At 54.4% G+C, this 25,411-nt stretch carries 21 protein-coding genes and 1 pseudogene; 1 reads left to right on the top strand and 21 read right to left on the bottom strand.

The genetic code is table 11. The features are described 5' to 3' along the window. The 10 genes and pseudogenes from KKD83_05400 to KKD83_05355 all read right to left on the bottom strand — a co-directional run. The coding region (locus KKD83_05400) for a hypothetical protein (GenBank protein ID MBU2535585.1) at window positions 1-519 on the bottom strand (519 nt) is incomplete at its 3' end. Beyond that, window positions 520-1,200, bottom strand: a complete 681-nt coding sequence (locus KKD83_05395) for a response regulator transcription factor (GenBank protein ID MBU2535584.1) — start codon at window positions 1,198-1,200, stop codon at window positions 520-522. It abuts the gene before it with no gap. A 183-nt stretch (window positions 1,201-1,383) separates the two neighbouring features. Further along, window positions 1,384-1,461, bottom strand: a pseudogene (locus tag KKD83_05390) (pilus assembly protein). 1,561 nt (window positions 1,462-3,022) lie between these two features. Beyond that, the gene (locus KKD83_05385) at window positions 3,023-4,078 is read right to left on the bottom strand and encodes a response regulator (protein ID MBU2535583.1); all 1,056 of its coding nucleotides are present in this window, start codon (window positions 4,076-4,078) and stop codon (window positions 3,023-3,025) included. Further along, entirely contained in the window at window positions 4,044-4,466 is a 423-nt protein-coding gene (locus KKD83_05380; protein MBU2535582.1) for a response regulator, read from the bottom strand. The genes KKD83_05385 and KKD83_05380 overlap by 35 nt, the downstream gene beginning before the upstream one ends. Before the next feature lie 22 nt (window positions 4,467-4,488). Further along, entirely contained in the window at window positions 4,489-6,036 is a 1,548-nt protein-coding gene (locus tag KKD83_05375; GenBank protein ID MBU2535581.1) for a PAS domain S-box protein, read from the bottom strand. Window positions 6,037-6,249: 213 nt separating this feature from the next. Beyond that, window positions 6,250-7,365 (bottom strand): ABC transporter permease, encoded by a 1,116-nt coding sequence (locus tag KKD83_05370; GenBank protein ID MBU2535580.1) that lies wholly within the window; start codon window positions 7,363-7,365, stop codon window positions 6,250-6,252. Window position 7,366: 1 nt separating this feature from the next. Continuing rightward, window positions 7,367-9,319: an ATP-binding cassette domain-containing protein gene (locus KKD83_05365; protein ID MBU2535579.1), complete on the bottom strand. Its 1,953-nt coding sequence runs from the start codon at window positions 9,317-9,319 to the stop codon at window positions 7,367-7,369. A gap of 2 nt (window positions 9,320-9,321) precedes the next feature. Continuing rightward, window positions 9,322-10,572 (bottom strand): efflux RND transporter periplasmic adaptor subunit, encoded by a 1,251-nt coding sequence (locus tag KKD83_05360; GenBank protein MBU2535578.1) that lies wholly within the window; start codon window positions 10,570-10,572, stop codon window positions 9,322-9,324. 107 nt (window positions 10,573-10,679) lie between these two features. Further along, window positions 10,680-11,891 (bottom strand): CoA transferase, encoded by a 1,212-nt coding sequence (locus KKD83_05355; GenBank protein MBU2535577.1) that lies wholly within the window; start codon window positions 11,889-11,891, stop codon window positions 10,680-10,682. Window positions 11,892-12,153: 262 nt separating this feature from the next. Here KKD83_05355 and KKD83_05350 point away from each other — a divergent pair, with 262 nt between their 5' ends. Next, window positions 12,154-13,245 (top strand): DUF362 domain-containing protein, encoded by a 1,092-nt coding sequence (locus KKD83_05350; GenBank protein ID MBU2535576.1) that lies wholly within the window; start codon window positions 12,154-12,156, stop codon window positions 13,243-13,245. A 26-nt stretch (window positions 13,246-13,271) separates the two neighbouring features. Here the strand turns inward: KKD83_05350 and KKD83_05345 are convergent, their stop codons facing one another. From KKD83_05345 to vorB, 11 genes are all read right to left on the bottom strand, one after another. Further along, the gene (locus KKD83_05345) at window positions 13,272-15,134 is read right to left on the bottom strand and encodes an aldehyde ferredoxin oxidoreductase family protein (GenBank protein MBU2535575.1); all 1,863 of its coding nucleotides are present in this window, start codon (window positions 15,132-15,134) and stop codon (window positions 13,272-13,274) included. 80 nt (window positions 15,135-15,214) lie between these two features. Next, entirely contained in the window at window positions 15,215-16,402 is a 1,188-nt protein-coding gene (locus tag KKD83_05340) for a UxaA family hydrolase (protein ID MBU2535574.1), read from the bottom strand. Next, a complete protein-coding gene (locus KKD83_05335; protein MBU2535573.1) occupies window positions 16,399-16,707 on the bottom strand; it encodes a UxaA family hydrolase in 309 nt (102 codons plus the stop codon). The genes KKD83_05340 and KKD83_05335 overlap by 4 nt, the downstream gene beginning before the upstream one ends. Window positions 16,708-16,721: 14 nt before the next feature. Continuing rightward, window positions 16,722-17,996 (bottom strand): MFS transporter, encoded by a 1,275-nt coding sequence (locus tag KKD83_05330; protein MBU2535572.1) that lies wholly within the window; start codon window positions 17,994-17,996, stop codon window positions 16,722-16,724. A gap of 26 nt (window positions 17,997-18,022) precedes the next feature. Then, a complete protein-coding gene (locus tag KKD83_05325) occupies window positions 18,023-18,892 on the bottom strand; it encodes a semialdehyde dehydrogenase (GenBank protein MBU2535571.1) in 870 nt (289 codons plus the stop codon). Window positions 18,893-18,943: 51 nt separating this feature from the next. Then, window positions 18,944-20,614, bottom strand: a complete 1,671-nt coding sequence (locus tag KKD83_05320; GenBank protein MBU2535570.1) for a thiamine pyrophosphate-binding protein — start codon at window positions 20,612-20,614, stop codon at window positions 18,944-18,946. Between the two features lie 210 nt (window positions 20,615-20,824). After that, window positions 20,825-21,244 carry a cobalamin B12-binding domain-containing protein gene (locus tag KKD83_05315; protein ID MBU2535569.1) on the bottom strand — a complete coding sequence of 140 codons (420 nt, stop codon included), beginning with the start codon at window positions 21,242-21,244 and terminating at the stop codon, window positions 20,825-20,827. Window positions 21,245-21,257: 13 nt separating this feature from the next. Further along, entirely contained in the window at window positions 21,258-22,934 is a 1,677-nt protein-coding gene (locus KKD83_05310) for a methylmalonyl-CoA mutase family protein (GenBank protein MBU2535568.1), read from the bottom strand. Then, window positions 22,913-23,512 carry a 2-oxoacid:acceptor oxidoreductase family protein gene (locus KKD83_05305; protein MBU2535567.1) on the bottom strand — a complete coding sequence of 200 codons (600 nt, stop codon included), beginning with the start codon at window positions 23,510-23,512 and terminating at the stop codon, window positions 22,913-22,915. The genes KKD83_05310 and KKD83_05305 overlap by 22 nt, the downstream gene beginning before the upstream one ends. Continuing rightward, complete coding sequence (locus KKD83_05300) at window positions 23,505-24,305, bottom strand: 2-oxoglutarate oxidoreductase (GenBank protein MBU2535566.1); 801 nt, start codon at window positions 24,303-24,305, stop codon at window positions 23,505-23,507. Before KKD83_05300 ends, KKD83_05305 begins: the two co-directional genes overlap by 8 nt. 15 nt (window positions 24,306-24,320) lie before the next feature. Beyond that, window positions 24,321-25,370: a 3-methyl-2-oxobutanoate dehydrogenase subunit VorB gene (vorB, locus tag KKD83_05295; protein ID MBU2535565.1), complete on the bottom strand. Its 1,050-nt coding sequence runs from the start codon at window positions 25,368-25,370 to the stop codon at window positions 24,321-24,323. Window positions 25,371-25,411: the final 41 nt, after the last annotated feature.

Raw genomic sequence — 25,411 nt, 5'->3', positions numbered from 1 at the left:
GGGGCTGAACAGGCCTGCCATGATGGCGGCGGCCTTGGTACGCAGTACGGAAAGAACCAGGGTCTCTATGCGCTGGGGGTCAGATGCACCGGAAGGGCGGACAAGGGGATAGGCGGCGTAAATGTAAGTCTGGCCGTTTTCGGTGACGAATTTTCCCTGTACCGGCTCCGAAATAACATGAGGCACATCGACTGGCAATACTTCGATAGTTGGCCGGGAACTGGTCTGCCCCGGCGAGAACTGCCGCAGAATATTGCCCTCGCCATCCACCAGTAAAATATTGACCTTGTTCTTCTCCGCCTGTTCTACCAGGTTGTCCAGTATCTCGGCCATTGGTATTTGACGGCGCATCATGGTGGTAACCTGTATGGAAATGGGTCGGGCGATGGTATCCAGCCGTTCCATGGTCAGGCGGTCACGAGAGCTCTGCAGGATAACCGTAACTGACAGGGCAACCAGCCCCAGGCAGAGAATGACGACCAGAGAATAGGTGGCGAAAAGACGCGTGCGCAGGCTCATCTATGACTCCTCGCTCACCACCATTTTATATCCGGTACCTCGGAGCGTCTCTATGGCGACGCCGGCGCCGGCGATTTTTTCCCGCAGGTGGTTGATGTGAACATCAACGGTGCGCGTTTCACCGTAGTAGTCATATCCCCACACCACGTCCAGCAGTTTCTCCCGGCTGAATACGATGCCGGGATTCTGGGCCAGAGCAGACAGCAGGGCAAATTCCTTGGTCCTGAGCTTAACCGGAGTACCGGCCGCGGTAACTTCATGTCGGGAGAGGTCGATGTGCAGGTTGCCGATTTCAATGCTGTCGTGCGGTTTAAGCCCCGCCTGATAGCGGCGCAATATTGCCTTCACCCGGGCCACCAGCTCCCTCGGATTGAACGGTTTGGTGAAATAGTCGTCGGCACCTATCTCCAGGCCAACTATCTTGTCGACGTCCTCTTTGCGCGCCGTCAGCATCAGGATAGGAACATCGCTTTTCGACCTTATCTGGCGGCAGACCTCGAAGCCGTCTATATCAGGCAGCATCAAGTCGAGGACGATAAGGTCGAAGTTGCCGGCGCTCTGCCTGGAGAGGGCTTCCTGACCGGTAGATACCGCCTCGACCTGATAGCCTTCGCGCTCGAGGTAGAGCTTGGTCAGCTCAACGATGTTGGGTTCGTCATCAACGACCAGCAGTTTCGGCATATTTATCCGTGCACTATCGAATTTTTGTTTCATTATACTCCAAAGTGGGTACCCTGAATATGTATGCCACGCAATTCCACGAATTAAGTTAGTACTGAAAGTGGGGCCAGCCCTAACAGGGCTGGCCCCCATATTTAGTTTTCCGTCTGCATCAATACGGGTACATTACTCGGTCACTTCTTCCGGTTCCGGTTCGGGCTCTGGTGCTGGCGCTGACGGTTCCGGTACAGGTTGTGGCGGTGCGGGCGTTGGTGCAGGCATTTCGTGGACGCCGATAATGGTCACGCCTGGGAAATATCCCTTCTTGACGCCTACCAGCAGGTAGATTCCACCTGAAGAGAAAGCAACGCTCAGCTCACCATCCTCATCGGTCCTGCCGAGGAAGTCGCCGTGGATGTCCACCAGAGACTCGTAGTCTTTCTCCTCGGCGGCAACGCTGGTGTCCTCGTGGAGAGCCTTCATCTCTTCCCTCAAGACCTCGGCTTCCTCCCGGGAGAGGGCCCAGATACCGGTGTCTTCAACCGGTTCCTGAGTCCCCCTCTGGAAGGCGGTGATGGTCACATCCTGACCGACAAGCGCACGCCACGGTGCATGGAGTCCAAGAGCTTTGGGCTCGATTCCGACACCGATGGGAGAGAATCCGGGTACGTAGCCTCTTTTCACCGCGACCAGAAGATAGCCGCCGGCTTCGGCAAAAGCATGGGTTAGCTGGCCGTCTTCATCAGTCCTGCCAAGGAAATCGCCGTGGATGTCTACCAGAGACTCGTAGTCTTTCTCCTCGGCGGCAATGCTGGTGTCCTCGTGGAGAGCCTTCACCTCTTCCCTCAGGACCTCGGCTTCTTCACGGGAAAGGGCCCAGATGCCGGCACCTTCAACCGGTTCCTCAGTCCTTCTCTGGAAGGCGGTGATGGTCACATCCTGACCGACAAGCGCACGCCGTGGCGCCTCGATGCCGAGGGCTCGGGGCAGCGTTCCGATGTTGATGTCGGTGAAGCCGGGGAAGTAATGCTTCTTGACCGCGGCCAGCATATAATGGCCGGACTCGTCAAACGCGTGGTAGAGCTTACCGTTTTCATCGGTTCTGCCGAGGAAGGTGCCATGGATGCTGATGATGCCCTCAAGGTCGGTATCGGCAGAGGACAGGCTGTTCTGTTCTCTGAGTGCCGCCAGCTCCTCCTTCAGTACCTCGGCTCTCTCCCTGGTGAGCGCCCAGACTCCGGCATCAGGGAACGGTTCCTGGTTTGCCCTGAGGAACACGGTCATCGATATTTCCTCACCAACCGGGGCTATCCGCGGCGCGACGATTGCCAGAGACCCCTCCCAGAATGATTTGGGAGAGTCAGCCTCTGTTTCCTCATCGTCCTGTGCCAGTGCGGTCATCGGGCCTGCCACCAGGATGAGCAGGGCCATCAGGACAGAAATGATTATGGTTAACTTTTTCATTTTCCTAACCCCCTTTTTTTTCTGACTGGGGTTGGTAGTCACTCATGACCGGGGCCCCTTGGTCAATCATTCCCACCAACTTCAGTCTACTAATGAGTATAGAGGGGCATTGTTATCCCGGTTTTACCGCTGTGTAAACTCTCTGTAAAATATCCGGCCAGCAGAAAAGATATGGTAAAGGTGAAAGGAGGGTAGATTAAAAAGGCCTGCCCTGAAGCGATACCATAAGCCGTTGGGAATTTCAGTTCCGCAAATATGAAAAATCTGGTATATGGGCGCGGTTATGTTACTGGGAGAAATCACAGAAGACTATTGATTTGAGAATAGTATGGTGAAACATTACGTGGAGAAGGTATTCTATATGGGGTGGGGAGAGGAGTCAGCTTTTTCGAGGCGATTTATTACCCTGCTTCTGTTTGTTTAAATTGGAGATACGGGATTCCTCAATCCTGGTAAAGGTATCGGCGATTTCCGGGTCAAACTGAGTCCCTTTGTTATGCTCTATTTCATTGAGAGCTGCGTCAGCACTCATTGACGCCCGATAGGGGCGCTCGGATGTCATTGCTTCGTATGCATCCGATATCGCCAGAATGCGGGCGCCAAGCGATATCTCGCCGTTTTTCAATCCATCCGGGTAACCCTTGCCGTTGTAATGCTCATGATGGCTGCGGACTGCGTCCAGAATCTCCGTGCTATTAACTATCGGGCTCAGGATATGCTCACCAATCTCAGGATGAAGCTTTACCAGCTCGAATTGTTCCTCCGTCAGGCGGCCGGGCTTGTTCAACACTGATTCCTGAACACCTATCTTACCGACATCATGAAGCAGTCCGGCAAGTTTCAGTTGATTAATCTGACTCCGGGGAAGATTCAACTGTCGGGCAATGGCCGCGGATAACTGGGCAACCCTCTGGGAATGCCCGCTGGTATAGGCATCCTTGGCTTCAAGGGCGTAAACCAGGGCCGTAATGGCGTTAAGGAACGATGCCCGGATTTTATTCGCCTGCTCGGCGACCTTCTTCTCCAGGTGCTGCTGATACTCCTTGTTCTCCAGTTCCAGCCTTCTCTTCTCCAGTGCCCGCGCCACGCTGATGGTTATTTCATCGAGTTCAAAAGGCTTGATTACGTAGTCGTAGGCGCCCTGCTTCATGCATCGAATGGCAGTCTGCATATCGGCGAGCGCGGTGACCATGATAACTGAAGTATCAGGATAACCAAGTTTTATTTCGGGCAGCAGCTCAATACCCGATTTCGCCGGCATCTTGATATCCAGCATGACCAGGTCAACCTTGTTATGGTGCAGCTCATACAGCGCCTGCCTGGCACTGGACGCTTCATGGCACCGGTATCCATCTATGGTCAGCTTGTTATTGAGGAGCTTCCTTACTGACTCCTCATCATCAACGATAAGTATTCTTTCTAATTTTTTTGCCATTTTTTCGCCGCAGCGTATCTTGAATTACGTTGACCAGTTCAGCGAGCGAGAAAGGTTTAGGCAGTACTGGGCGGCCACTTTGCTCCAGGAATTTTTTGATATTTCCTTCTATTGCCAATCCAGTACAGAAAACAACCTTCTTTGCCAGTTGAGGGTGTTTCTCCAGAAGCCATTGGTACAACTGCATTCCGCTCATTTCCGGTATTAAAATGTCGACAAGGAAGAGGTCATAATGATATTTGTTAATCATTTCTTGGGCGGTACGGCAATCGGGGGTGACATGCACATCAAAACCTTCAGCTCCAAGTCCTGCACGACAGACGTTGCGAATGACTGCCTCATCCTCTACGACCAGTATTCTCTTTTTACTGCGGGCAGTGTCAGCCATGATGACGCCCCTGTCTCTGCCTTCATCTTATGGGCAGTTCCACGATAAATGTTGCCCCTTGACCCGGCTCGCTTTCTGCGTAGATATGGCCGCCATGTTCGGTGACTATGCCGTGGCAGATACTCAAACCAAGCCCGGTGCCCTGGCCCACTTCTTTAGTGGTGAAGAACGGGTCAAACAGACGTCTCAAATGTTCCTCTTTTATACCCGGGCCATCATCGGCAAATGAAGCCAGGACGGTGTCTCCTTTGACTTTCGTCGTGATGGTGATTGTACCTTTCCCATGTGCCTGCAATATGAAGTATTCCGCGTTGATGATGATATTGACAAAGACCTGTTGCAGGCGGAAAATGTCGGCCTTGAATTCGGGCAGGTCGGGTGCAAAATCGGTAACTACGTCGATATTGTGCACTTTCTGGTCGTAGGCGCGCAGGTCAAGAACCGATTTTATGGCCTTGTTGATATCTGCGGGCTTTTTAGTTGTGTCCTGCTTGCGGGCAAAAGTGAGCAGATTTTTCACTACCTGCGCCGTTCGCTGTGCTTCCCGGTGGATGATTTTCAGGTCTCCCTTTACGTCTTCCGGAACGTCTTTATTCAGCAGCAGTTCTGAGAAGCCAATAATCCCGGTCAACGGGTTGTTGAGTTCGTGGGCAACCCCTGAAGCCAGCTCACCAATGGAAGCTAATCTGTCAGTAACGATGAGTTGCTCCTCCATTTTCTTGCGCTCGGTGATGTCTCGAATTGCGGACAGGATGATTGTCCTGTCGCCAAGGTTTACAGTACGGGCTGTTACTTCCACGGGGAAGACACTACCGTCCCTGTGCCTGTGTTCTGATTCAAAAGTGATAGCTCCCTCCTCTTTCACGCGCCTGAGCTTCTCATCAACTAGTCTGGTAATGTCCGGTGACACCAGCTGTCGCAAGTTCATATTGAGCAATTGTTCTTTGGAGTAGCCGTAGGTACGGCAGGTCGCCTCGTTCATGTAGATGAGATTGCCATCCAGGTCGGTAGCGATTATGGAATCGGTGGCTTCATTCAGGAGGTGTGCCCTCAGGTGTAAGGCCTCTTCTGCCTGCCTGCGCTCGGTAATATCCCTGATGATTGAGGTGATTTGTGTAACTTTCCCTCCCGTTCGTATAAAGGTGGTGGTGAGTTCAGCCGGGAACGTTTCTCCGTTTTTTCTTTTCAGCAGCAGCTCCTCTCGATGTATTACTTTCGTCCTGCGGCTGATGGCGGACTTTAAGACTTTACCCGAATTAATAAAATCTTCTTTGCTGGCATATTGCACTACCGGACTCTTGCCCAGCAATTCCTTTTGTTTGTAGCCAAATATTTTTTCTATTGATTTATTAGCGTATCTAATAATCCTATCATCAATGTTAACTGGAACATCTACAGTAATTATTGCATCTGGCAGTGAATTGTTAAGGTTCTCCAGATACTCTTTGTTTTGCTTTAATTCATCCTCCGCCCGACTGAGCTTGCTTTCTTGGGCTTCAAGGTCGGCGACGCGCTGGCGCAGTTCTTTCAGCTCAACTTGAAGGTGCTTCTTTGAGGTTTCCTCGTTCATCTTTTTTACCTCACGGCCTCAGGAATTAAACGCGGCACGGCGAGGAAAGGGAAAGTGCGATATGTCACTAAAAAATGTCAATATAAATGCCAATTAGCACATTAAATGGCCATAAAAAATCTAACATAATGTTAGCTACATTCACAGTACTATATTATAGCAGGCGTGTCAAGCTTAAGAAATGCCAAGAGGCATAATATGTGCACTTCTAGCCTAGTCGAGGCTTTTACGTACCCTGACGGTGGCAATGATGAGGGTGACCGCGGTCATGGCGGCGAGAATCGCTGCCTCCTGCCAAAGGTATTCGATGCCCACACCCTTCACCACGATGCCGCGCAGAATACGCAGGTAATAGGTGAGGGGGATGACCGAGGCAATCCATTGCGCCACTCTGGGCATGGACTCGACGGGGAAGATGAAGCCGCTGAGAAAGATGGTGGGTACCAGCACCATGAAGCTGGCCTGCATGGCCTGGAACTGGTTCTGTGAAATAGTGGAAATCAAAAGGCCGAGGGCCAGCGAGAACATGAGGAACAAAGAGGACAGGGCTAAAAGAAGCAGGAAGTTACCGCGCATGGGCATACTGAAGACGACGATGGCGGTGCTAATCACCAGAAGTAGCTGTGCATAGCCGATGATAACATATGGTATCAGCTTGCCGATGATAAGCTCACCCCGGCGCAGCGGCGATATATTGAGCTGCTCCATGGTGCCATGTTCACGCTCGCGGACAAGGGCCAGGGAGGTAAGGATGATGGTGATGTTCTGCATAAGTATCCCCACAAACCCCGGCAGGTAAAACACGGAGCTCTGCATGGCCGGGTTGTACCAGATTCGCGGCTGGAGCGAGATAGGCAACTGCACTTCGCTCAGCTGTTTTTTGCTCATCAGTTCGGCGCCCTTGGCCGCCGCGATAAGGTTGGCGTTGGCCAGCGACTGGATACCGGCTCCAGGCTCCGACCCATCCGTGAAAAATTGTACCGGAGCGGGTTCTCCGCGATTGATATTCCTTGCGTATTCGGGCGGAATCACCAGCGCGCCCCTGGCATCTCCCGATTCGATGCGCATGGTGATTTCTTCATAGTCGAAGGCGTAGTAGTTCACGTTGAAAAACTCCGTCTGGTCAAAGCTCTCAATCAGTTCACGGCTTTCCACCGTGTTGCTGGCGTCCCAGACCGCCAGCGAAACATCTTTGATATCGGTCCTCACCACATAGCCCAGGATGCACATCTGTATTATGGGCAGGGCAAACACCATGGCCATGGAGCGCCGGTCACGCCTGAGCTGGATAAATTCCTTGACTATGATGCTTATCATTCGCTGCCACATATCAGTCTCCTTTCTGCGCCAACGAAGCGGAGTGGTTCATTTCCTGTGCTTCCATCAGTGAGATAAACAAATCCTCCATCGAGAATGGAATGCGGTTGATACCGTGTAAGGTAACCCCGCCGGACTCCAGAAGCCGTTTGATTTTCGGTGAGGCTATTCTGGCCTCGTCAACAACAACGTGTATGGCGCTGCCGAACAGGCTTACCTGATGATAGCGGGGGTCTGCCGAAAGCAGCGCCAGCGACCGGGCGTAGTCTGAGCTGGCGACCTCAAGAAGTTCGCCTTTTACCTGCTCCGTTTTCAGCTGGTGGGGACTGCCCAAGGCGATGAGACTGCCCTGATACATCAGGCCCAGCCGGTGACAGTGCTCGGCCTCATCCATGTAATGGGTGGTGATGAATATGGTCGTGCCGCGTGTGGATAGTTCCTGAATCAGTTCCCAGAACGCACGGCGGGATAGCGGGTCGACCCCGGCCGTCGGTTCGTCCAGGAAAACCACCTCGGGGCTGTGGATGATGGTGCAGCCCAGGGCAAGACGCTGTTTCCAGCCGCCGGCGAGCTCGGCGGCCATTGCCTTCTCCTTGCCGCGAAGTCCGGCCATGTTGAGCACCCATTCTTTCCTTTCTTTGAGCAAAGACGCCGGCAACGAATACAGATTACCGTAAAAATTAATGTTCTCCTCCACGGTGAGGTCGTTAAAGAGCGAGAACTTCTGCGACATATAACCGATTCTTGCCTGTACAATATCCGCCATTACCGACATATCTTCACCCATGACGTAGGTATTACCTGCTGTCGGTGCCAGAAGGCCGGTAATCATGCGGATGGTGGTGGTCTTTCCGGAACCATTGGGGCCGAGGAGGCCGAAGATTTCGCCGCTCCTGACGTTAAAGCTCACACGGTCGACGGCGGTAAAATCACCGAAGTTTTTGCTAAGGTCATTTACCTGGATAGCGTCTTCGCTCGGGCTGCTTTCTTTGGCCACAAAATCCACCGAATTTTCCGCGGCGCTCCAGCTTGTCAACCTGTCCTCAAGCCCGGCAAGCTGGGTGACAAAGATGTCTTCAAGTCCCGCGGAAATAAGTCGCAGGTCAGTAACCGGAATGGATTGTTCCTTCAGCAAACGGTTGATTTCGGCGCGGCGTTCTTCCGCTCGGTCGACCATGACATGGACGGTGTCGCCAAATATCTGTGCCGATTGCACGAACGGTGCCTGTGGCAAAACGGTGACGACCTTGTTGACCTGTGAGGTCCTTATCTCCAGCAACTCACCGGGAAACCGGGCTTTCAGGTTCTGCGGTGTATCGCAGGCGGTTATCTGACCTTTGTGCATGAAGGCGATGCGGTTAAAACGTTCCGCTTCATCCAGATAGGGGGTCGATACCAGCACGGTAATGCCCCTGGCCAGGAAGCTGGCGATAATACGCCAGAAGTCGCGCCGGGAGACCGGGTCAACACCGGTGGTGGGCTCATCGAGGAAAATGACCTCGGGCTCATGGATCAGGCTGCAGGCCAGCGCCAGCTTCTTCTGCATTCCGCCGGAAAGGTGCTCGGCATGCCTTTTGCGGAACGGTTCCAGACGGCAGAAATGAAGCAGCTCTTTCATCCGTTCTTCGCTCACTTCAGCAGGTATATTACGCAGCCTGGCGAAAAAAGACAGGTTTTCCTCTACCGTCAGGGTAGGGTAAAGGTTGAAACGTTCTGCGACATAGCCGATTTTTTCCTTGATGCCGGCCGTATCCCTCACCGTGTCCATACCGAGGACCCGGGCTTCACCGGCGGAGGGCAAAACAAGAGTGCAGAGCATGCGGATGGTCGTTGTCTTGCCGGCGCCATCGGCGCCCACGAGGCCGAACATCTCCCCGCGCTCGATGCGCAGGTCAAGGCCGCTAACGGCGAGAACGTTATCATATTTCTTCTGAAGCCCGCGGGCCTCAATAGCCGGGGTATTCATGTTTATTTACCTTCAGCATCGGTCAGTATTCGCGCATCTGCGGGCATACCCGACTTCAGTTTCTGTTCTGGATTGGCCAGGCTGATTTTGACGGCAAAGACCATCTTCTCACGTTCTTCTTTCAACTGGATATTCTTGGGGGTAAACAGCGCATTCGGGGATATGTAGACAATGGTGCCGGGAAAATACTCGTCGGGATAGGAGTCAACGGATACCTGCACTTCCTGTCCCAGCTTGACCAGACCGATTTTGCGTTCTGGAACATAGGCGGTCAGCGTTACTTCGTCCAGTCCGGTTACGGTCAGTATCGGAAAGCCCGGCTGGGCGATTTCTCCTGCTTCCGCATGGCGTGAGACGACCACACCGGATACAGGCGAGGCCACGGTAAGCTTGTCAAGCTGTACATTGATTACGTTGAGGGAAGCTTCAACCTGCTCGACCTGTAGCTCGGCGGCTTCCGTGGCGGCCACAGCCGCCTGGTAGGCAGTATAGGTATTGTCCACCGCCGTGTTGAGTTCCTGGGGGTTATCCCTGATGGCCAGCAGGTTCTGGAGCGCTTTCTGTGCGGTTGCCACGCGGAGTTCAGCCGCTGGAATGATGAAGTAATCGATTAATTCCGTCTGATAGTCAAGATTGAGCTCAGCGATAGCCAGTTCACCGGCCGCGGGAATGGTTTTTGCCATGCGGTCATACTGGGAGCCCATGCCCACGGTATGTTCTGCCTTCTCGAAATTTTCCAGAAGCTTCTGAGCAGTATCGAGCTGGATTTCAGCCACGGCCAGGTTCCACTCCGTTTCAAGTTCCTCGGCTTTTGCCAGGTTCAGTTCGGCCAGCGCCAGCTCACCTTCCGCGGTAATAATTCTTGATTCCAGCTCCATGGGATTGCGCTGCACCTCGAGGGCGTTTTCCCAGGCCTTTTCCGCGCCGTCCCGTGCTATTAAGGCCTGTTGCAGATAGGCACGGGCCAGATTTACGTTGGCTTCCGCCTGTCTTTTCTGGGCGGTAAGCAGTGAATCGTCCAGTATGACAAGGGTGGCGCCGGACGCGATTTGGTCGCCTTCGTCGACCGTGATTTCGGCAATGCGACCGCCGGTCTCGGCGGCAATGGAAACGTCTCTGGCTTCGATAAAACCTGAAGTCAGAATTTCACCGGGAGATTCTGCCGCAGAACGGCCAAAACCCCACCAGAGTCCCACACCAGTGGCCACGATTATAAGCAGGACAACCAGCAGCCTAATCTTTTTCCGTTTCATTTTGCCCTCCATTTAATAAAATTAATGTAATAATTTTATATATTTATTACAATATTATAATGATAACACTTGACATTGTCATCGGGGGGATAAGCTCGGGTCAGGACTCACCCGTGATTAATCACGCCATCATCCTTCAAATGGGCGATGTCCTCGTCGGAATAGTCGAGAAGGTTTTTCAGGATTTCCCCGGTGTGCTCTCCCAGCAGAGGGGCCGGTGCATAAACCTCTCCCGGCGTTTCTGAAAGATGAAACGGTGAACCGGCGATCTTTACCCTGCCTATCTGAGGCTGTTCTATTTCCACCAGCATATTCCGGTATTGAATACAGGGGTCCTCGCAGACCTGCCTGATATTGTTTATGGGGGAGTGGGGAATTGATTCCCTTTCCAGAATCTTGCTCCAGGCACGGGTGGTTTTTTTCCTCATTTCCCTTTCCACGATTTCAATCAGTGCTTTTCTGTTCTTGGAGCGCAGCGAATTGGTCTCGAATTCGGGTTGCGTGCTCAAATCCTCCCGACCAATCGCCGTACAGAACCGTTTCCAGATATTATCGTTGCCGATGGCAATGACCATCCAGCCATCTCTGGTGGATACGGTCTGAAAGGGAGCGATACTGGGGTGGGCGGAACCGAGCGGCTTGGGAATCTGGTGGCCAACCGTGTACTGGGCAACGGCGTTTTCCAGAACGAAGAACAGACCATCCAGCATTGAGCCGTCATAGCGCTGGCCCCGGCCGGTTTTTTCACGGTGCATCAGGGCGGCGAGTATGCCGATGGCTGCCTGGTGGCCGGAGAAAATGTCTCCTATCGATGCACCAGCCCGGCACGGGGCGCCGTCTTCGGGGCCGGTGATGCTCATGAACCCGCTGTACGCCTGCGCGATAATGTCATAGGCCGGACGGGAACGGTATTCCGGCGGCGTATCGTGGCCGAACCCGGATATGGAAGCATAGATGATGGCCGGGTTTATTTTTTGAATCTCTGCCCAGCCGAATCCCAGTTCCGGCAGGGTGGTGGGGCGATAGTTTTCAATGATAACATCGGAAATCTTGATAAGCTTACGGAGGATTTGTTTTCCCTTTTCGTGCTTCAAGTTCAGGACCATGCTTTTTTTGTTTCGGTTAAGGCTGACGAAATAGGCGCTGCGGTTCTTGCCGGCCTCGCCGGCGAAAGGACCGAATTCTCGGGCATCGTCACCATACGGTGGCTCAACGTGGATAACCTCGGCACCGAGGTCGGCAAGTATCATGGTCGCCATGGCTCCGGCCAAAACGTGGGTTAAATCAATGATGCGTATACCTTCCAGAGCTCTCGCCATTTCATATTCTCCTTTGCTCCGCGTTTTGAAAAATCTGTTACCAGGTCAAGATGATTTCACTTCATAATTAAGAAATCGACATGTTATTATATTCGCCGATGCTTGAAAAAGTGAATGTCACGAATCTCGCTACCAGTTTACCCTCGGATAACAAAAAATTCAAAGCGTCCTTGACAGGCAGATTAGGCGGCACTTAATATGAAAATGATACCGGTGTGCTGTGTTTGACCTGGAAAACATGGGATGACCAACGGGAGGCGAGATGTTATCGTATCACGAATCCAAAGGTCAGGCACGGCTCAAAAAACTGGGCAGAAGAGAGTTTTTAAAAGAGCTGGCCTTGATGGGTGGGCTGGCACTGATAGCATCGTTTCTTCCGGCCTGCTTGAGAAAGGCGGAGCCGACAAAAAAGACGACCGTTCCGGCGGCAGCAAAGGAGTCGACAATGACCAATACAGATAGTTTAACCAGAGTAAGCCTGGTGCGCACTCAAAACCGAGTGGAAGGAGTACGGAGAGGAATTGCGCTGCTTGAGACCAATCCGGTGAAGGGCAAGGCAGTAACCCTCAAACCGAACTTCAACACCGCCGACCCTGCTCCAGGCTCAACGCACAACGATACCCTGCGCGCTCTGGTCCTGGACCTGCAGGAAATGGGGGCCAGCAGCATAACTCTGGCCGAACGCAGCGGCCCGCCCAATACCCGTGATGTGATGGAGAAGAAAGGTATCTTCCCGCTGGCCAAGGAACTGGGAATTGAGGTGGTCAACCTTCAGGAACTCGGGCCCGAGGGGTGGGTTCATGTTAAGCCGAGTGACAGCCACTGGCAGGACGGTTTCCTCTTTGCCCGGGCCTATCTGGAAGCGGAAACGATTGTCCAGACCTGCTGTCTCAAAACACATGCCTATGGCGGCCACTTTACCCTGTCGCTGAAGAATTCTGTGGGGCTGGTGCCCCGTACCGGATATCCCTATATGGGCGAGCTGCACAGCTCGCGCTACCAGCGGCAGATGATAGCCGAAATAAATACCGCCTATAATCCGGACCTGGTCGTGCTGGATGGGGTGGAGGCCTTCGTAGATGGTGGACCCGATAAGGGTACACGGGTGAATGCTGATGTAATACTGGCCGGCAGCGACCGGGTGGCTATAGACGCGGTGGGTGTGGCCATCCTGCGATTTTTCGGCACGACGCCGGAGGTCAGTAAAGGCCCTATCTTCGGGCAGGACCAGATTGCCCGGGCAGTGGAGCTGGGGTTGGGAGTAAGCTCCCCGGAACAGATTCAGATTATTACCGACGACGCTGAAAGCGAGGACTTCGCCGGTAAGGTGCACGAAATCCTGCTCAGCGGCTGACACCGGTGGCCGCTATCAGTAACCGATTAAGAGATTTCCAGCTCCTCCACTTTTTCCGGCCTGGGAACGCCGGTTTCTTCGTCCCAGCCCATCAAAGTATAGTAATATCTCCTGGCCAGTTCCATTTTCTCCGGGTCCAGCGCTTTATCGGCCAGCACGCCATCAGTTTTCGGCTGGAAGAAGCGCTGCGGTAACTTATCGTCGGCGGCGGTAAGTCCCTCACGAAGGTTGAACAGCCTGGCCATGGTAAGCGTCCTTTCCGCGATACGCATCAACTCATTGACGCTGGTATCCCATCCGGTCACCGCCGATAGAAGGCCGTTTATTTGCTCATAAGAATAGGGCAAAAACTGACAGACCACCAGTGAGTCGAAGACGATGAGTTTTGACTGTACAAAACGGAATAGTGCTACCTTGCGTGGGCCGATATCGTCGGCCGGAAACGGGCCGGGCATACCCAAATGCGCCATCTCTTTGCCTCGCCAGTCGGCGACATTGGTATACATAGTATCGTGCAGGTTGCAGCAGTGGTCGGCACCATGAGGATTGACCATGAAGCCAAGGCCGAGGCCGAGCTTGACCCTCGGCTCGTGCATGCCGGCCTCCAGCCCTTTTACATGAATGGCATAAGCTTCCGCCCCTTTGCCGATTCTCTGCGCGGCACGGGCAACGCCCTCGGCCAGCAAATCGCCAATGCCCTCGCGTCGAGCAATCATCTCGATAAGCTTCAACATCGCCTCCGTGCTGCCAAACCTCAGTTCAATACCGCCGGTATCTGCCGTGCTGAGCAGGCCGTTCTCAAAGCATTCCATGGCAAAGGCGATGACTTCACCGATGGAAATGGTGTCCAGGGAGTAAGCATTGCAGAGTTCGTTGCCCTTGGCAATGGCCTCGAGGTTATCGATGCCGCAGTTGGAACCGATTGAAGCCAGGGTCTCATACTCCGGCCCTCCGTAGGCGGGGTCGACAACGTAAGGTTTCTTTACCTGGACCACCTTCTTGCAGCGGACGGTGCAGGCAAAGCAGGCGTCCATTTTGATACCGATGTTATTCATAACGGCGGGTGCGTCAATCTTCTTTACCGAAGGGAATAGACCATCCCGAAAATTTCTCACCGGCAGGTTGCCGACGGCTTCAAAACCATCCATGCCGATGCCAGTGCCGTATTCCCAGAAACCCCGTAACGTTTCCCAGTTTTCTTTCAACCATTTTCTCAGTTCCGGTATCGGTCTGGAGCTTACCATTGCCGGTGACTGATGTCCCCTGACGGCAATTGCCTTGAGGTTCTTCGAGCCCATCACGGCCCCGGTGCCACCCCGCCCCGCGGCGTCGTAGAGCCCGTTCATAACACAGGCATAGCGCACCAGGTTTTCTCCCGCCGGACCGATGAGGGCCAATCGTATCTTGTCGTCACCAAGCTTGGCTCTGACCATCTGCTGCGCTTCTTTGGTATTTTTGCCCCAGAGATGTCCCGCGTCTCTGATGGATACCTCGCCATCATTGACACAGAGGTAGACCGGTTTCTCTGCTTTTCCTTCGACGATAATGGCATCATAGCCGGCGCGTTTCATTTCCGCGCCCCAGAATTCACCGACTTCCGACTTGGCGATGCCGCCGGTCAGTGGCGATTTGGCGACGATGCAGTTGCGACCGCTGCCGGGTAGCGGTATCCCGGTCAGTGGTCCTGCAGCGAAGATCAACTTGTTATCCGGCCCGAGGGCATCGACCCCCGGCTCCAGTTCCTTCCACAGAAAATAGGTGCCCAAGCTGGCACCGCCGAGGTATTTTCGAAGGAATGGGGCATCGGGTGTTTCCACAGCGGTACTGTTATCAGACAAATTGACTCTTAAAATCTTGCCGGCATAGCCGCCGACCTGTTGGTCACTCATTTAATCCGTCCTCCATCGATTTTGCTTCCTAGTTTACAGGATGTTGGCAGGGATATAAAGTCAGGAAAAAGCGACAGGTATTAAAAACACGGGTCCCTCAGATAAATCTGGGTCGGGTCGGTGTGGCGCAGGGTCTCCACTTTGGTCATGGTGCCGGAGGCGATGTCCAGCACTACCTGCAGGAGCTTTTTACCAGCTTCTTCAATCGTATCCTCGCCTTCGATGACCGTGCCGGAGTAGAAGTCAATGCTGGTTGGTGCCATGGCCAGCGTCTTGGGATTGGCCGTCGTCCACAGGAGCGGGGCGATGACGGCAGTTGAAGTATGCAGCAGGTCATTGCCCACCACTCCCCCGCCTCCCAGTTGAAAGATGACCAGCTGCGCCCCGGAGGCAGCGTAGCCGGCGAAGATGGAGCCCATGCTCATCCAGTTGTCCACAAAGTACAGGCCCTTTCCTTCCGGCCTTTCTCCGTACTTGAGCACACCCTGTATCGGTGCTGACCCCGACTTGTGGATGGCGCCCAGCGACTTCTCTTCCAGTGAGGATATGCCTCCGGCGATGTTGGAAGGCACCGGGTTAACGGTGCGAATGTCCTCGCCGGTGGATTTGGCGATGGCCTCGGTCTCGGCAGCGGCATCGAGGATGCGCCGGGAGACGTTTTCGTTAACGCCGCGTTTGGCCAGTATGTGTTCCGCGCCGATAATTTCCGTGGTCTCACCGAAGAAGGCGGTACCACCGCCATCGATAATGCGGTCGAAGAGGTTGCCAATGACCGGGTTGCCGGCAATGCCGGAGGTCGTATCCGAGTGACCGCATTTCACACCAACGGCCAGATTGCTCAAATCGAAGGGCTGCCGTCTGAGGCGGGAGGCCTCCAGTACCATCTCCCTTGCCAGCTGGACTCCTTTCTCCAGAGCTCGGAACGTGCTCCCTTCTTTGGCCACATCGAGTATCTCCACACGCTTCCCCGACTTGGCTATCTCCTCAGCGAGGCGAGCCGGCTTTAGTTCCGGGTATCCCGCACCCGGGCTTAGCGTATGGATAATAACTGAGGCAACATTTGGATTCCGCCCCAGTCCTATCAGGGTGCGCGCGATGGTCTCACGGTCGCGGCTGGTACGGCCGCCGCCGTAATCCGGGCTCAGAATTGTTTTCGTTCCGTCAACGATGTCGCATATTTTGGCGGGCAGGAATCCCCAGGGGATTATAAGGACATAATTGCGGGTCCCAGCCGAGCCATCCGGCCTTGCATATCCTGAGAAATTCATTTGACGTCTCCTTTTGTTAAGTCTCCTCTGCCCCGTGCGCCTTCCAGGTTGTGGATATGGACCATCTCTCCCTTTTTGATGTCGCGCGAGGCGATGCCGATAGGTTCGCCGTACTTGATGATAGCGGCGCCTCTGGCAATGTCAGTCACGGCGATTTTGAAACCGAAAGGTATGCTTTCTCTGGCGTTAACGGTACCGGTCTCTTTGCCGAGGTGAATCAGCACCCCGGTTCCGGGCGCTGCATCCTCAAGAAGCGTGGCCACGTTGTCCTTTTCCGAAAGTCTCAATGCCCCTCTTGCTGTCATTGAATACCTCCTTCTCAATCTCTGGTATCAGATTCAGGGATTATTTTAACCGGTGAAACATTGTAAATCAGCAATACCGCGGCAACCGCGAGTCCAGAAGAGGCGAGCCAGACTCCCTGGTAGCTGCCCCAGGTATCGAATACCCATCCCGCCAGGAACGGCCCGACGATACCGCCCAGGGCGTTGATACCGACGATAAAGCCAAAGATACTCCCAAAATTAGCACGGCCGAAGTACTCGACTACTAAGGAAGGCCTTATACCGGTAGAGCCGCCGTAGCCGACACCGAAAAGGAAGAGAAAGGGAACCAGCAGCCAAAGACCGGCACTGGGGGCGGAACCGAAACAGAACAAACCGATGGTAATCAGGCCAAAGGCAATGGACGCCACCCGTCGCCGGTCCGACCTGTCCGCCAGCCAGCCGAAGCCCAGACGCCCCCCGACGCTCAATATCGGTAATATCATGGCCACGAAGCCAGCCCTGGTCCTGTCCATACCAATGCTGCTCAGGTACGGCATAATGTGGGTGATAACGCTGCTTATCAGTATAACGTGGACCATGAAGGTCATGGCAATGCGCCAGAACGTGACGCTTCTAAGCACCTGCGTTACTCTGAAGTTCGATTTGGGGGACTGTGTAGCAGTGGAGGTGTTGGATAACGGTGAAGAAGCTTCTTCAAGGCCATCGGGCTGGTAACCGTACTGTTCGGGTCGGTGCCGAAAAACAAAGGAGAGCGGAAGGACTATGGCCAGCACACCAGCGGCCAGAATGGATATGGTCATCCGCCAATCAAAGATGTCAATGAGTTTAACAATCAGGGGCACAAGCAGGCCGCTGAAGCCAAAACCGGACATGGCGATACCGCAGGCGATGCCCACCTTTAAGCGGAACCAGCTGGCGACGGCGGTCATCAGCACGGTGAGAGTGGTGGCGCTCATGCCTATGGCGATGAGGGCGAAGGCACCGTAAAACGTGGCCAGCGATGTGGTCCGGCTGAGAAGGAAAAGCCCCAGGGCCGTAATAATCGCCCCAGCGAAAATGAGGCGGCGTGGGCCCAGTCGGTCGGTCAATATGCCGGTGAGCGGTGCCAGCAGGCCGAGCTCAAGGCCGCGCAATGAAGCCGCCAGGGAAATCTGCGCATAGCTCCAGCCCATGTCATTGGCGATTGGTTCAAAGATAGCGGTAAAACCGTAGAAGACGACGCCACCGCAGTACATCGCGATGAGGAAGGCAGCCCCGACTATCCACCACCCGTAGAATATCCTGGTGGATTTCCGGTTAAAAAGCATGGCTGAATAATTGTATCATCAAATTTCTACTCCGAGTGCTGAAAACGCGTCGTATAGGGGCCGGAAGCATGAGTGATCTTCCGCACACTCTCCTTGATGCTCTCGATTTTCATGATATTCATCCAGCCGGGCTGGAATATTTGTTTTTTCGCCTCGGCTACAGCGAGTTTGGCGCCTTCAGAGAGCGTGGAACCCTCCAAGAGAAAGACCTCACCCATCATACAGCGGAGGTGGCTAAACAGAAAATCGCGCGCCACTGTCTCTGGCACACCCATCCTGACCGCTTCATCCATGGCCTCTTTCATGACGTAAACGCAGGTAAGCCCTAGGGTCTCAACGAGTGCCGGCTCGAGAATCGCCATCTGCTCCGTGGTGACCCGGTAAGAATGAAGTACGGGAGCATAAATCACCCGGGCAATCGCCTCTCCCTTGGCATAGTCTTCCTCCGGTCCCTGGTGTAAGGCGCAAACGATGCTCTGCTTTGCCTTGTCGCCGCCGAAGAAGTCCTGCTGGGCTTCAGGGTCGGTCTCGTCACCGAACATGGGGGCATGGCAGGGGTGTGTGATGAAGTAAGTGATATCCTTACGGTCGGGGAGCATTCCGGCATACCCCGCCGCCGGGTCGAGCCCCATAATCATGGTGCCGCTTTTTATTTTGGGGACGATGTCGCTGCAAATCGGGCCAATCAGGCGGTCGGGTACGGCCAGTATGACCACATCGGCCTGTTCGATTGCCTTATCTTGAGGAATTACAGAAAGGCCCAGACCGGCAAGATTTTTCTTTCCCTCCTCGCCGATTTCCACGTAGAGCGTATTGTAGTCAGAGCGGCCTTTCAGTTTACAGGCAATCCGCATTCCCATCTGCCCGCCGGCCCCCATAAGTGCGATTGTGGTCATATCCCCTCCCCCTTCTTTCAGCTGGATATTTTACCTTGCTCTGCGAGCGTTTCACGCGGCTCGCTGGAAGTGAGACATATCAAGCCCAACTGCCACATCAATGACCGCGGGCTTTCCGTCTTTATTCGCCTTCAGGGCCTCTTCCAGGGCTGGTTTAATCTCAGATGCTTTCTCCACTCTCCTGCCCAAGCACTGGCATGCCTCCGCCCATTTGACGAAATCGGGCTGCACCTGGAAGGTGCTGGTATTCCAGCCTGCCGCAGTCATTTGATGATGCTTGACCCAGCCAAGCGCGGAGTTGTTCAAAACCAGCCATGTACACCCTGCCTTATACTGAGCTGCCGTTGGCAACTCTTTCATGTACATCTGGAAGGCGCCATCGCCGGTGACACAGACCACATTTTTCTCCGGTTTGGTCAATTTGGCAGCAATGGCACCGACAACGCCCATGCCCATGCAGGTCTGCTCGGCAACCGGCACGCATTCCGAGCCGTCCTGTACCTCGTAATACGGCCAGCAATATGACCAGCAGTCCTGCGAACCGTTCTCACTGACCAGGACGGTGTTCCGGCCAAAGACGCGGCTCAATTCATATACGGCGCGCTTTGCCGGTATTGGGGTCTCATCTACCATGCACTCCGCCTCGACCTCTTTCCTGAACTCCTCTTTTGCTTTAAGAACTTCCTTCACCCTGGGCATTTCACGGAAACCTTTGCCTGTCGGACTACCGTCTTGAACGGCGTAGGTAAGCTGTCTCAAGACAAGTTTGGCGTCGCCAACAATGCCGACATCAGGCATCCAGTTCTTCCCTATCTCCTCTGGTGAAATATCAACCTGAATGAACTTGGCTCCCTCGGGAAAGTCGCGCCACTGGTGGGTCTCGTAACTTTCATTTCTTGTGCCAACCGTGAATACCAGGTCGGCATCGGAATAGACTTCTTTCCCAACTTTGGTACGGTAGTAACCGCATAAGCCGAGGGCCAGCGGGTGGGTTTCAGGCAGAATACCTCTTCCGCCTGGCGTAGTAAGAAAAGGTATGCCCAGCGACTCGATAAACTGCTTGAATTCCTCGGCTGCTTCTGCCAGCACTGTTCCGTTTCCGGAAATCGCCACCGGTCTTTCCGCCTTTGTAAGAAGCTTAACCGCTTCATTTATTAGCTCGAGGTCACCTCCGGTGCGAATCTTCTTTGCCGGCACATACTGGGGATTTCCTATATCGTGCAGTTCCCAGCGCGTTTTCCCGCTAACATCATAAGGCATCTCCAGGAAAACAGGCCCTGGCTGCCCGTTGACAGCTATGGAAAAAGCCCGGCGCACAAACCACGGTATTCTCTCGGTGTAAGGGATGCGGGCGCTCCATTTGGTTATGGGCTTCATCTGGGCTAGCTGGTCGGATTCCTGGAACTCCCCCATGCCATACGTTTTCTGCGAGCTGGCGGCATTGATTATCACCAGGGGTGAGCAGCCGGAATATGCCTCTAAGACGCCGGGAAGCAGGTTTGCCGTTCCGGGTCCAATGCTGGCAGTGCAAACGCCAGGCCTCCCGCTCAGCCTGGCATAGGCCATGGCCATGAACGGCGCCGACCCCTCATAGCGCAGGTTTACGTTTCTTATGCCTTCAATCTTCTCCGCATAGAGCTGCAAGCCGGAATCTCCTATACCGAAGATATATTCGATTCCCTCAGCCTTAAGCATATTGACCATTGCTTCCCATGCGTTCATTGTTTGTTTCCCCCTTTTACCGGCATATTAATAGACCTGTGGCGGGTTCGGTAACTTTTTAAAGACAAGCAATCGAAAATTTGGCAGCGGTAAAGTCTGAAAAAATGATTTCAGAATAGTTATACCATAAACTGGTCTTGGACGGCGAATGACAGCAGCAGAGGCATTCGGGGAGGATAGATGGCCTGGCCTTTACGGTTTCACCGCCTTTCAGGATGAGGTATGGGAACGGCTTTCCGGCCGTATGTTTTTCCGTGTCCAGTCGACGATTTCAGCAATCGGGGTACCCGGCAGGAATACGCGCCTGATGCCGGCTTCCTTTAATCTGGGAATATCTTCCTCCGGAATGATACCGCCGCCGATGACGGTGATATCGCCGGCACCGCTGGCCTTCAGCTGTCTGACTACCTCGGAAAACAGGTACAGGTGCGCCCCGGAAAGGCAGCTTAAACCGACCAGGTCAACATCCTCCTGAATCGCGGCGCTTGCAATCTGCTCCGGGGTCTGGTGCACGCCGGTGTAGATGACTTCAAATCCCGCGTCACGGAAGCCGCGGGCGATAATCCTGGCGCCGCGGTCATGGCCATCAAGGCCGGGCTTGGCAACCAGCACCCGTAATTTTCTTTCCATTGTCCTTTCCAAATTAGAAGAAACCGGGATCGTGGTACTCACCGAAGACCTCGCGGTAGACATCACAGATTTCCTGCTCGGTGGCATAAGCCCTGACCGCTTCGATAACACAGGGCATGACGTTTTTATCGCTCCGGCAGGAGGCACGGAGGTCATTGAGGGTTTGCGCCACCGCCCGGCTGTCCCGGCTTCTCTTTATTTTCTTCAGCCTTTTGACCTGTTCTGCTTCAACCTTTTCGTCAATCTTCAGTATCTCAATCGGGGTTTCCTCTTCGGCCAGGTATTTATTAACGCCCACGATTAGCTTTTCCTGAGCATCCACCTGCTGTTTAAACCTGTAGGCGGCATTGGCAATCTCCCGCTGTGGAAATCCACGGTCAATTGCCGCCAGCATACCGCCCATATCATCGATTCGTTTGATGTATTTCCAGGCTTCATCTTCTATCTGGCGGGTCAGTGCCTCCATATAATAGGAACCGGCCAGAGGGTCGATGGTATTGACCACGCCGGTCTCCTCGGCCAGTATCTGCTGGGTGCGGAGGGCAATGGTGGCGGCGAATTCCGTGGGCAGGGCATATTCTTCGTCGAAGGAATTGGTATGCAGCGACTGCGTTCCGCCCAGGACAGCCGCCAGCGCCTCGGTGGTGGTGCGGATGATGTTATTATGTGGTTGCTGGTGCGTCAGCGAGCAGCCGGCCGTCTGGGTGTGGAACCTCAGCCACCAGGATCGGGAGTTTTTGGCCTTGAACCTGTCCTTCATGATTTGGGCCCACATCCGCCGCGCCGCCCGGAACTTGGCGATTTCCTCAAAAAAGTCCATGTGAGAGTCGAAAAAGAAAGACAACCTCGGCGCAAAAGCGTCAACGTCAAGTTTCTTACGCTCGATGACATCCTGAACATAGGCAATCCCATCCGCCAGAGTAAAGGCTAATTCCTGCACGGCGGTGGCACCGGCCTCGCGGATATGGTAGCCGCTGATGCTGATGGTGTTCCAGCGGGGCACATATTTGGTGCCGAACTCGATGGTGTCGCTGATAAGCCTTATCGACGGTTCCGGCGGACACATAAAAGTTTTCTGGGCGATGAACTCTTTGAGCATGTCGTTTTGAATGGTACCGCCCACCCTGTCCCAGCTCACCCCCTGCTTCTCGGCGGCTACCAGGTACATTGCCCAGAGCGCACTGGCGGGCGGGTTGATGGTCATGGAGGTGGTCACTTCACCCAACGGGATATCCCTGGTTAGAATTTCAAAATCGGTCAGGGTATCGATGGCCACCCCGCACTTGCCGACCTCGGCTCTGGCCTTTGGAGAATCGGAATCGTAGCCCATCAGGGTGGGGAAATCGAAGGCGGTGCTCAGGCCGGTCTCGCCCTCTTTTAGGAGCTGGTGCCATCTCCGGTTAGTATCCTCGGCGTTGCCCAGTCCGGAGAACATGCGGAATGTCCAGACCCGACCACGGTAGCCGGTGGCCTGACAGCCGCGGGTGAACGGAAAAAATCCGGGATAGCCGATATCACGCTCGAAGCCCAGGTTACGAATATCTTCCGGAGTGTATATCGGGTTTACCAGCAGGTCGGAAATGGTGGAGAGCCGTTTTTTTGCCGCCAGGTCAGGGGCTGATTTAATAACCTCAGCCTCCCATTTTTTCATCCCCTGGCGGGCATCGGTCAGTGTCTTCTCATCGAACATGGTAATCCACCGCTCTTCAGGCCCGGTATCTGGCCCGCGTATTCCGTCTGTGTCCAGCTGTAGCCGCTCTCCAGTGCTTTCCGATTCATATTCAATAACTTCTGTTTCTTGGCAAGCGTCTCCTCCATAATCTTGTGAATGCTATTCAGAGAGACGACCGGACGATAAGCAAGCAGCGCGCCGAGGACCACCAGATTGCCAATGCCGCTGTCCCCGGCCTCTGCCGCCAGGTCGTTTGCTGGAACGTAGACTACAGCGATATCGTTCCGCCCAACTGTTTCCGGTACCAGTGTCTGGTTAACCACGAGCAGTCCGCCCGACTTGGTGGTCTGTTCGAACCTGGCCAGGGAAGCCGAACTCATGGCCACGGCGACGGTGGGCCGGGAAATAAACAGAGCGCCGATGCGTTCATCTGAGATGGTAACGTTGCACCAGACGGTGCCTCCCCTTTTCTCAGCCCCGTACGCGGGCATGTATACCACTTCGCGCGCTTCTCTGAAAGCGGCCTCGGTGAGCAGCCGCCCGATGAACAGCACCCCCTGTCCACCAAAACCGCCTATGGAAATTTCCTCATGCATGGCCGACCTCTTTTTTCAATGCCGCAACGGCTTCAATCACCTTATATTCTCCAAGCGGGTAGTGGGGAAGCATGTTTTCCGCAAGCCAGTCCATGGCCTTAACGGGCTCCACCCGCCAGTTGGTCGGGCAGGGAGACAGCACCTCGACCAGTGACATTCCCAAGCCGGCAAGCTGAGTACGGAAAGCGAGCTTTATCGCCTGCTTGGCTTTTCTGACCGCAGCCGGACTGTGCACGGCAACGCGGGCTATATATGCCGTGCCTTCCAGTGTCGACAGCATCTCACAGACGCGGATGGGGTAGCCGGCAAGGGGTGATTTTCGCCCGTCTGGTGTTGAGGTCGAGTACATACCGAGGAGCGTGGTGGGGGCCATCTGGCCTCCGGTCATGCCGTAGATAGCGTTATTGACGAAGATAGTGGTGATGTTTTCACCGCGGGCGCAGGCGTGTACGATTTCGGCGGTGCCGATTGCGGCCAGGTCGCCGTCGCCCTGGTAGGTGAAGGGGATGAGGTGGGGATGGCATCGTTTGATGGCGGTGGCCACGGCGGGAGCACGCCCGTGGGCCGACTCAAGGCCGTCGAATTTGAAAAATTCGTAAGAGTTGACCGAGCAGCCGATTGAGGCCACGCATATCGCCCTTTCTCTGATTTTCAGCTCATCAATTACCTCGGCGACAAGACGGAAAACAATACCGTGACCGCAGCCGGGGCAGAAATGGAAGGGATGTTCCTCCATTGATTCCGGCCGCTGATATCGTATTGTCTCTAATTCTTTATCGTCTAACCGGGCCATTTCAACCTTAACCTGTTACTTCATGATTCTTTCAACGGCTTCCAGTATCTCGTCGGGGGAGATGGGCACGCCGCCGAACTGATTGGCCAGTGCCACCTGGGAATCCGCACTAACCGAAAGCCTGACATCTTCGATGAGCTGGCCGAGGCTCAGCTCCGCCACCAGGAAACGATTGCCATTCTGTGATAAATCGGACAGGGGTTTAACGGGGAAGGGGAAAAGGGTGATGGGGCGGAATATGCCGACTTTTAATCCTTCCTCGCGGGCCATTTTCATGGCCGTCATTGCCGAACGAAAAGCACTGCCGTAGGCGACGATGACCAGTTCCGCATCGTCGAGGTGGATACCTTCGTAGCGGACTTCGCCCTGTCTTATTCTCTCGAACTTATGGCGTAAAAGCTCGACCCGGGGGCGGTAATTAACCGGGTCCATGGCAAAGGAATTGATTATGTTCTTGGGCCGACCAACCGCGCCGGTGATGGCCCAGGGTTTCTCGGGCACCTCCGTGACCGGTTCGCGCATAGTTACCGGCTCGATGGCCTGGCCGAGGAAGCCGTCCGGCAGCATAACCACCGGATTGCGGTATTTATCGGCGAGTTCAAAAGCGAGCATGGTGAGGTCCATCATCTCCTGTACCGAGGCCGGTGCCAGAGTAATCACGTGGTAATCGCCGTGGCCTCCACCTTTGGTGGCCTGAAAATAGTCGCCCTGTGCCCCGCCGATGGTGCCCAAACCGGGACCACCGCGCATCACGTTCACCACTACCGCCGGGATTTCGGCGCCGGCCATGTAGGAGATACCTTCCTGCTGCAGGCTGAATCCGGGGCTGGAGGTGGAAGTCATGGCGCGACAGCCGGACGCCGCAGCGCCATATACCATGTTAATAGCGGCCAGCTCGCTTTCCGTCTGCAGGAAAATCCTTCCCTCCTCAGGCATCCGTTTTGACATGTGCTCGAGGAGCTCGTTCTGGGGGGTAATCGGGTAGCCGAAATAAGCCTGGCAGCCGGCTAAAATGGCACCTTCAGCAATGGCGATATTACCTGCCATCAGAGTCTTTTCAGACATTGGAAACCCCCAAAGCGAAAGAAGTCAAACGGCAACTTAAT

It is taken from the genome of Chloroflexota bacterium (assembly GCA_018829775.1).
Taxonomy (GTDB): Bacteria; Chloroflexota; Dehalococcoidia; order Dehalococcoidales; family RBG-16-60-22; genus E44-bin89.
This window is presented reverse-complemented; position numbering and strand designations above follow the sequence as displayed.